The following is a 7298-nucleotide window of genomic DNA, read 5'->3' on the forward strand; positions in this document are numbered from 1 at the left end:
ACAATGAAGTCCGGACGCATTTATCTCTGTCCAAGGATTCTCCGGGCCATCGGTCCGTGCAGCGGTACGGCCAAGTCGTCACGCGGCCGATTCTCGGCGGACTTCATCATCAATATTGCCGGATGTAGTATTCAGTAGGCACAAGCGATTGGGCGGGCTCCTGCGCTACTATCATCGCGAGGCGGCGTGATGGTGCGTTGGTCGGACTAGTTTTTTGGCCGTACGGGATCTTAACCGGCTCTGTCCAACTCAATAGTACATGAGGACTGATTCGGACCTTGATCGCTTCTGAAGTCGGCCCGAAGGGTTGCTTGAGTCCTGATCTGGGGCCCTGACAAAGCTCCGGAAAAGGAGCCAACCAGGATTTTCTGGTTTCCGCCTCTGAGGCGACCATTTATCGAACCGGAATAACTGTTCCCAGAAATGTTGACCGTCACAGTTGTGCCGTTGCCGCCGGGGCCAGTCGCGGTTGCCGACCCTTGGCCTCCCGTCACCGGGACCGTTAGCTTAATTGGGCCCGGCCAGTAGTCGCACTTTGCACTGCCAGTCCATTGTGCCGCTCCGGCGGGTGCAGCAGTTGGTGTAATGGCAGCGGGGGGCGCTGATATGGCCGCCGGAGGCAAAGTTACGGCAGGTGCTGACGCCGCCATCTTCGCCTTTGCTTCCTCGTCAGCCTTTTTCTTTTCGTCCTCGATCTTCTTTTGCTCGTCGTTGTACCTCGTAACCGCCGGTGCTGCTTCGCGCAGCAGGGTTTGATGCTGCGTACCGGTGAGGAAGCCTGTCACCGGTTGGTTGCGAGCCTTCTGCCAACCGGTAATCATTTCGCGCGAGCGTGGCCCGAAGGCACCGTCGTTGCCGCGGGTATCGAAGCCGAGTGACGTCAACGCGACCTGGATGCGCTGGCGGTCGGGTGGCGTCAGACGCAGTGCCACCTCGGTGGCTTCCGCTGCCTTCTTATCAGTGGCTGCCGCGGCTGCTGCCGCATCTGCATCGGCCTTCTGCTGGGCTTCGGCATCCGCCTTCTGCTTCGCGTCAGCCTCGGCCTTCTGACGGGCTTCCGCCTCGGCAAGCTCCTTGGTGCTGGCTTCGGCCTTCTGCCTGGCTTCGGCATCGGCCTTCTGCTTTGCTTCAGCGTCGGCTTTCTGGCGCTCTGCCTGTGCCTTGACCAGAGCCTCGTCCGCCAGACGCTTGGCATCGGCTTCAGCCATGGCCTTCTTCTGCGCATCATCTTCGGCCTGGCGCAGGGCAGCCATTTCAGTTTCAGCCTTGCGCTGAGCCGCCTCGGCATCGGCACGCATGGCCTGGTTTTGTTGTTCCTGGCGCCGCGCCTCGATCTCGGCCTTCAACTTCGCCAGCTCCTCCTCGGCCTTCCGGCGCTGCTGCTGGGCCTTGTCGAGTTCCACATCCGCCACCTGCTTCGAGGCAGCCTCTTCTGTTGCCTTCTTCTGGGCAGCATCTTCCAGGCGCTTCTTCTCGGCTGCCGCTGCGTCAGCCGCGCGGCGCTCCGCCAGCGCGCGCTCGAGATCCTCGATCTTCAGATCCTGGACAGCGACACCTTGGGGAGTAGTGGCAATTTGTGACGAAGGCTTCGAGCCGAACATGAAGTAGCTGCCACCGCCAGCCAGGATCAGAGCAGCGACCGCGGCACCGGCGTAGAGTGCCGTTCGGCTCTTCGTCGATTCTGCCGGGGCGGCAGGAATGGGAACCATCGGCTCGACGACAGCTGATGCCGCCAAAGGTGCCTGTGCAGGCGTGGGAGGCGCAGAAGGCGCTGGCGATGTGGCCTGAACCGGCGCCGCTATCGGTCGTGGCACCTTCGCTACGGTGGTCACGGTTGGGTCGGGACGGCTCCGCGCCGCGACCGTCAACGCATCGCCAGGGGCCGCAGTTAACGACAGGATCAGACGCCAGCCTGCAATCGATTGCGGCCGATCGGTGGCGCGCACGGCAAGGCCGGCATCGATGCCCGCCAGCAGGCCGGGAGCAAAGCCCACCGGCGCATCCTTCGCGACGGGTTCGTAGGCGTCATCGAGCATGCGCTCGAAGGCCGACGGTGGAGAAGTGCCGGTGATTGCATGATAGAGCGTGGCGGAGACGCCATAGATGTCGGTCCATGGCCCCTGCTTGGCGGAGGTGAACTGTTCGGCCGCCGCGTAGCCAGGCGTAAAGATCGCCGTCATCGCCACGGTACGGCCCACCATGGCGGCGCGCGATGCGCCGAAATCGATCAGGGTCGGGTTGCCCGCGGCATCGAGCAGGATGTTGGCCGGCTTGATGTCGCGATGCAGGAAGCCGGCATTGTGGACCTGCTCGAGACCGTCGAGCAGCGGCCACAGGATTCGGTCGATCGCCTGTGGATTCAGCCGGCCATTCTTCTTGATATGCCCTTCGAGCGTATCGCCATGAAGCATCTCCATGACGATGTAGGCAGTGCCGTTGATCTCGAGGAAGTCGAAGACGCGAACGATGCCCGGCGCGCGATGGAGCGTCGCCATGACCCGCCCCTCGGCGACGAACCGGTCACGGCCCCAGGTGAAATCCTCCGCCACCTTCGTCGAGCGCGGCATCACGGTGATGCCGCCCTGACGCACCGCCAGCGCGGTCGGCAGATACTCCTTGATGGCGACTTCGCGATCGAGCTGGACGTCGCGCGCCCGGTAGGTGATGCCGAAGCCGCCCTGTCCCAGCACGGACAGGACTTCATAGCGCCCGATCTGGGCGCCAACCGGCAGGGCAACGATATCGACTTCCGGAGCGGCCGCTGTCGTTTCTGACCTCATGTCGACCATGAAAGTGACCCACCCCCTCGGGACATTGCCGGTCTATGCGCGTTCAAACTATCAGAAAAACCCCAGGCTCCCATCAGCCTTGGCAATGCAACTTTGCCATCGGGGATGCCGCTGCGGCAAGAAATTGGCCATGACTGGAGGCTGGAAGCCAATCCAGAGGCACATGCCCCGTCCGGGAAGTCCGCCGTTCACACCGATCCGTCAATCGCGGCCTCGCAGCACCCCGCCCGCCTAAGAGACCGTTGGATTTCAGGTCCTTTCCCTCCGCCACTACAGCCCTGCACAATGCTCTCCGCCGGCGGGAGTGAGCCCGAAGAAGCCCAATAACGGCGGGCATTTCGCCAACGACCTGTTGACCGGGCTCGGTGCCGCTAGGGCCTGCCGGCTCTCTCTCTCAGGCCCTTTCTCTCCGAAGCTGTTGACTGCCAGATTTAGTACGCTTCTTCTAAGGCATTGAAATGGTAGAGAAATCCGGAGCGTAGTTCTGCGTGTTTCGAACGTGCAGGTGGTCGGGGGGGCGGAGGCTGGGAGTAAACTGCGAGATGTCGGAGAGGCGCTACTATCACCAAGAGGCCGCTTGATAGCTCGTCGGCCGTTTCAATATCTTTAACTTACGCGATCAGCCCGTCCCCGCCGCCAATACGGACAGCTTGCGGACGTCCGTCATCTCCTCAAGCCGGTCTACGGTGTCGATCAGCTGCGCAGCGGCCCCGGATGCCAGCGGCTCGGCGCTGAAAGACAGGCAGCGGTGGAACTTTGCCAGATGCTGCGCCCTCGTGAGCGGGCGCGCTGGATGGGCCAGCATCGTCTCGGCCCGCCAACGGAGCGCGCGGCCGTCGCGCAAATGCACCACCACGGTCTGCGGCGCCAGCGCATTGGGATCGGTGCTGCCGTCGTCGCGCGTCTCGACGCGCGCCGCCAGCACGTAGGTTTCCGGGTCGACCAGCGCGTCCCCGCGGAAGTGGGCCAGATCGAGTGCGCCGTGCTGCAGCGTCTTGGCGACCGCGTAGGCCATGCAGAGGCGGGCGTAGCTGGCGCCGGCGTCGGGCCGAGGCGGACGACCGACCAGGCGCACGATCAGCGGCGGCGCGATCACTTCGATGCGGGCGACATCAGCCACGACAAAGCCGTGCTCGGCACGCAGCGTCATCACGCCTTCGATGCCGCCATGAGTGGCACGCCCAGCGGGATAGGGCTTGTGACTGAACTCGGCCATACGACCGGCTTGGGCGAGGCTATCGAGTACCGGAGCGAGGTCATGAGCTCCCTCGAACAGTGGCAGATAGCCGAAAGGCCCCTCGAACACGGCCCGCGCCGCGGTAAAGCCCAGCGGTGCCAGCTCGCAGGATTGCAGCGCGGCGCGAGCGTTGAAGGCGACCTGCACCGGCAGGATGGGGCTGCCTTCCACGTGTGCCTGCATGGTGCCGCTGGCTTGCGCAAGCTGCCAGGCGAAGGCTGCTTCCAGCGTTGACTGGTCAAAGCCGAGCAGACGGCCGGCCGCCGCCACCGCGCCGAAGCCTCCGGCGGTCGCGGGTCGGAAGAAGCGGAAGCCGGCGCGCGAGGCGAGGCCGAGGCCGGCGGCGATATCGACACCCACCGCCAGGGCCGCGATCAGCTCTGTGCCGCTCGCTCCCCCCTGCAGTTCGGCCGCAGCCAGCGCGGCTGGGAGGACGGTGGCGAGAGCGTGCACCACCGCACCCTCGTGCAGGCAGTCGTATTCCTGGTTGTGCATCTGCCAGGCGTTGAGGAAGGCAGCGACCGGCGCGGAGAAGCACGCCGATCGACCCCACACCGGTACCGCGGCCTGTCCCCGGGTGCCGCTCCAGCCGGACGCCACGCGCAAGAGCTCCTCGCTGCCCTCGGTCGAGGAGCCGGCAATGCCGACGCCCAGGCTGTCGAGCACGAAGACCTTGGTGCGCTGCACCACGGCACTGTTCAGGTCGGAGAAGCGCGTTTCGAGGGCATGCGCGGCGAAGCGGGCGGCAGCTGTCTTCATCAGTTAACGACCTATCGGAAGCAACGACCTCGTGGCCGTTCGTTACTTACAAAGTGCAAGCGAAGACCGGCATGGCTGCGCTATTCAATCATATGTTCAGCAATACGCCTGCCGGCGCTCGCTCGTTGGATGGTAGCAGCATCCCGTTCAATTTTATTTTCTCGAGGATCAACGAGATCGCATTCTCGATATGGGTGAGCGCATCTTCGCGGGTGGCGCCGTAGATCACAACGCGATGATGGCACAGCGCGGGACAAACGGCCTGCCATTCGTCGCCGGGTCGGGTTACCGTCATACGATATCCGACGGTCACGCGGCCTCCTCCTGCATGGTTACAGGCGCCAATGCCTCAGAGAGCAGGCGGCCGCGGGTAGGAACCAAGCGAGGTCCGTCCGGGGGAAAGTCGGCTCCGTTGGAGTGGGGCGAGCCAATCATTCCCTTCGAACCTCTGCCGCCCAGTTCCCGGCGTTTGCGTCATGTCAAACCGCACCGCGATGAAGCGTCTAGGATCACCGCATGAAATCCATCACCGACAAGGCCGAAGTCTCGGTCGATTTCCCGGACAAGACCTATATGGGCGCGTTCGGACGCGAGTCTTCGTTCGACGTGAAGGTCGAAGTTGACGAGGTACTTCTGCGTCTGATTCGCACGGGCGGGGAGCGGCGTGAGATCGCCGGTCATCCGCATTGCTACCTTCTGGCCGACCTGCTGAAAGAGATCGGCCAGAGTCTCACCTCGCAAGAGCCGCTCGACGATGCCTCCGCAGGATTGACCATTTCGCCACAAGACGCGTGGTCAGGTTGGGTTTCATGACAAAAGTTGCGCTCCGAACGCAGGGCTTGGCTGCCATCCTGGGCCTTCTTGGGGCCGTGAGCGCGGCTGCGCAGGTTGGTCCCGAAGTAGCACAAGCGCCGCAGGGCGCGTCCGAGGCGGGAGCAGGTCCCAGTCAGCCGGGCACGGGTCCGATGCAAGGGGTTGGCCCGATGCAGGGGGCAGGCCCTGGTGGAGTGGGAGTCGACGGTGGTCTCGCGACAGACTCCCAGCAGGCGCAACACGCTCCGCAACAGGGTGGTGGTCCGCTGCAGAATGCCGGCCCGTTGCAGGGCTCCGGTCCTGTTCAGACGGCGGGTCCGCTTCAGAGCGCCGGTCCCCTCCAAAGTTCTGGCCCGCTGCAAAGCAGTGGCCCGTTGCAGAACGCGGGCCCGCTCCAGAACGCTGCGCCGCTGCAGAATACTGCTCCGGAGAGTGGCCCTCCGGGTAGCATTGAAGGTCTGACAGCGGGCGGCGGGCCTATGATCCCGCCGCCCAACGACACACAATACAATGCTGCCAACTACGGTCCTATAGGTGGCCAGACCTGGCAGCAGTTCGTTAGCGAACAGTTGGGTCAACCGGGAGGAACCTCGGGCCCGACCCTCGCCAGCCTGGTGAATGCCCTTGCGGTGCCGCCGCCGCCGTCGCAACCTTCGTACACGCCGGTTTCGAACCCGCAACCCCCGTCGCCGCCATTCCCGGGGCCGCCTGGGCCGCTTCCACCGGTTATCTATGACCCAACGACGCCGCAGCAACAGAGCCCGAGGTAGTGTTCAGGGGTGTCTGCGAGGAAGTTTTTTCCAGCCGATCCTCGGAGCGCTCCCTGGATGGCCACAAGCGCCCATGCCAATTACTGCGCATCGATCGGAGCTGATCTAGGTCTCCGCTTGCCGGCTGGGCCCTGTTGTGATCGCGTGGCGGCTGAACGACAGGGAACGGCTGAAGCACATGGGCCGGCGGCGCTTGATCGCTCGCTTGCGTATGCCGTCACGCCGGGGCCTTGTCAGACAATGAGTGTCCGTCCCGGGTTCTGGCCGCGGATCATGTCGAGGTGGATCGCCCGCGGGACCTTATAAAAGCGCGCGATGATGTAGCGGCCGGTAAGCGCCCATGCCAATTACTGCGCATCGATCGGAGCTGATCTAGGTCTGCGCTTGTCGGCTGGGCCCTGTTGTGAACCTGTCCTTGCTCAAAAATCGATGCGGCCCTGACATCGGTGTGCCGATGAAGGCCACGGTCGGTGATGTTCGTTGATCGGAGCGCGCGCCGCTCTCTTGCGATGCGGACTCCCCGCATGTGTTCCAAGCGCGCCTGCCTCCGAGCGACGCAATAGCGGACCGCGACGACGTCCGGCGATGCAACGGCGGTGCAGGTTCGGTTACCGCAATTGGTTCAGGCTGCGCGACGTGCGTAGCGATGGTGCAGGCCAGGGTGTTGCCGGCGCAGGAAGGTCAACTGATGTCGCAGGGCGACGAGTTTGAGTTCCTGTCCACACCGAAAACTCCATCCACTGGCGTGAGGGGCGGGATCGAGTAGGCTGAGCCCTCATGATCGCGTTTCTGAGCCTCGCCCTGCATGTCCTGATCTCTCCGTTCAAGACGCGGGCGCGGTTGGAAGCGGAGATTGTGATGCTGCGGCATCAGTTGAACGTGCTGCGCCGACGTGTCCCCTCGACACCCAAATTGTCGGTCGCCGACCGA

The 7298-nt window shown here is 63.9% G+C and carries 4 protein-coding genes; 1 reads left to right on the forward strand and 3 read right to left on the reverse strand.

What is annotated here, in order from left to right; genetic code table 11:
• Positions 1-230: 230 nt before the first annotated feature.
• The 3 genes from Q7V45_RS03625 to Q7V45_RS03635 form a co-directional block, all read right to left on the reverse strand.
• Positions 231-2789, reverse strand: coding sequence for a protein kinase (locus Q7V45_RS03625; protein WP_304847115.1), 2559 nt, complete (start codon positions 2787-2789; stop codon positions 231-233).
• Positions 2790-3408: 619 nt separating this feature from the next.
• Positions 3409-4785 (reverse strand): MmgE/PrpD family protein, encoded by a 1377-nt coding sequence (locus tag Q7V45_RS03630; RefSeq protein WP_304847118.1) that lies wholly within the window; start codon positions 4783-4785, stop codon positions 3409-3411.
• Positions 4786-4873: 88 nt separating this feature from the next.
• Positions 4874-5098: a type II toxin-antitoxin system HicB family antitoxin gene (locus tag Q7V45_RS03635; protein ID WP_304847121.1), complete on the reverse strand. Its 225-nt coding sequence runs from the start codon at positions 5096-5098 to the stop codon at positions 4874-4876.
• A gap of 203 nt (positions 5099-5301) precedes the next feature.
• On the opposite strand from Q7V45_RS03635, the gene Q7V45_RS03640 reads away from it, so the two are divergent.
• Positions 5302-5598 (forward strand): hypothetical protein, encoded by a 297-nt coding sequence (locus Q7V45_RS03640; RefSeq protein ID WP_304847124.1) that lies wholly within the window; start codon positions 5302-5304, stop codon positions 5596-5598.
• The last annotated feature ends 1700 nt before the right edge of the window (positions 5599-7298 follow it).

Origin of the sequence: Reyranella sp., from assembly GCF_030651995.1 — a bacterium.
Classification (GTDB): domain Bacteria; phylum Pseudomonadota; class Alphaproteobacteria; order Reyranellales; family Reyranellaceae; genus Reyranella.